Consider the following 1,441-nt stretch of genomic DNA (forward strand, 5'->3'; position numbering starts at 1 on the left):
CCTCGATTCCTAATCTTGTTGTCAAGCGGCGAGAGTGACCGGCGGTGTGGGCTGGTAGCACCGTCCGTCACGCAGCAGGGCCCACAGGACGTTGACGCGACGGCGGGCCAGAGCGAGGACGGCCTGGGTGTGTCGCTTGCCCTCGGCTCGCTTGCGGTCGTAGAAGCGGCGGGACTCCTCGCAGCAGCGGATGCTGATCAACGCGGAGGTGTAGAAGACGCGTTGGAGGCGCCGGTTGTATCTCTGCGGGCGGTGCAGGTTCCCGCTCACCTTCCCCGAGTCGCGCGGGGCCGGGGCGACGCCGGCGAAGGCGGCGAGGCGGTCGGGGGTGGCGAACGCGGCCATGTCGCCGCCGGTCGCGGCGAGGAACTCGGCACCGAGCAACGGCCCGATACCCGGCACGCTCGCGATCACGGCGGCGTGTTCGTGCTCGCGAAACCGACCCTCGACGAGCTTGTCGGTCTCGGCGATCCGCTCGTTGAGGGCCATCACCTCCCGTGCGAGCGTGTGCACGAGTCGGGCGGTGACCTTCTCGCCCGGCACGGCGGTGTGCTGACGCTCGGCGGCCGCGACGGCGCCGGCGGCGAGCTGCGCGGCATTGCGGACCTTGCGGTTGCGCAGCCAGGTCTCCAGCCGCCGGGCGCCGACACGGCGGATCGCCGCCGGGGTCTGATAGCCCGTCAGGAGGACCAGAGGTCCGACATTGGTCAGCTCCAACTCCCGTTCCAGGGAGGGGAATATGCCGGTCAACAGGGCTCGGAGGCGGTTGACGGTCCGGGTGCGATCGGCAGCGAGATCCATGCGATAGGCGGTGAGGAGTCCCAGCTCGATGGTGAGCTCGTCGCCGGGCCGCAGGGGGTGCAGGTCGCGGCGGACGCGGGCCTGGTCGGCGATGATCGCCGCGTCCTTGGCGTCGGTCTTGCCGTCGCCGCGGTAGCCGTCGGCCGCCCGGTTGACCACGCGGCCGGGGATGTAGAGGAGGTATTGACCGTGGTTGACCAGGAGTGCGATCAGCAGACCGGCGGCGCCGTCGGCCAGGTCCACCGCCCAGACGACCTCTTCGCCCAGGGCGAGGACGTCGCCGAGCAGGTCCAGCAATATCGGCTCGTCGTTGGCGACGCGCCGCGAGAGCAGACGCTTGCCGTTCTCGTCGATCGCCACGCAGTGGTGGTGGGTTTTCCCCGCGTCCACCCCGACCCAAATCTTTGCCACGCGCCCCTCCGAAAGCCTGTCGGTTCGTGTTCTCCCGCAGACGACCTCGCCGTCGAGTCCCTACACAGCGACCGAATCGCAGTTCCTAATCAGCGGCCGAGTCGTCGCGAGGTGCCGGGCGGCAAATCGAGGGAAGCCACGATCGGCAGACGCCTGAAAGCCACACCCGACACCTCTGGGTGGGAGAACCCTACGAATGGCTCGCCCTGCCCATCAACAAGGTAGGGAC

At 69.2% G+C, this 1,441-nt stretch carries 1 protein-coding gene; it reads right to left on the minus strand.

The window, feature by feature from the left end:
* Nucleotides 1-21: 21 nt before the first annotated feature.
* Entirely contained in the window at nucleotides 22-1,212 is a 1,191-nt protein-coding gene (locus tag ABZS54_RS42935) for an IS110 family transposase (RefSeq protein WP_355548898.1), read from the minus strand.
* Between the last annotated feature and the right edge of the window lie 229 nt (nucleotides 1,213-1,441).

The sequence above is a fragment of the Embleya sp. NPDC005575 genome, assembly GCF_040605455.1.
Lineage (GTDB): Bacteria > Actinomycetota > Actinomycetes > Streptomycetales > Streptomycetaceae > Embleya.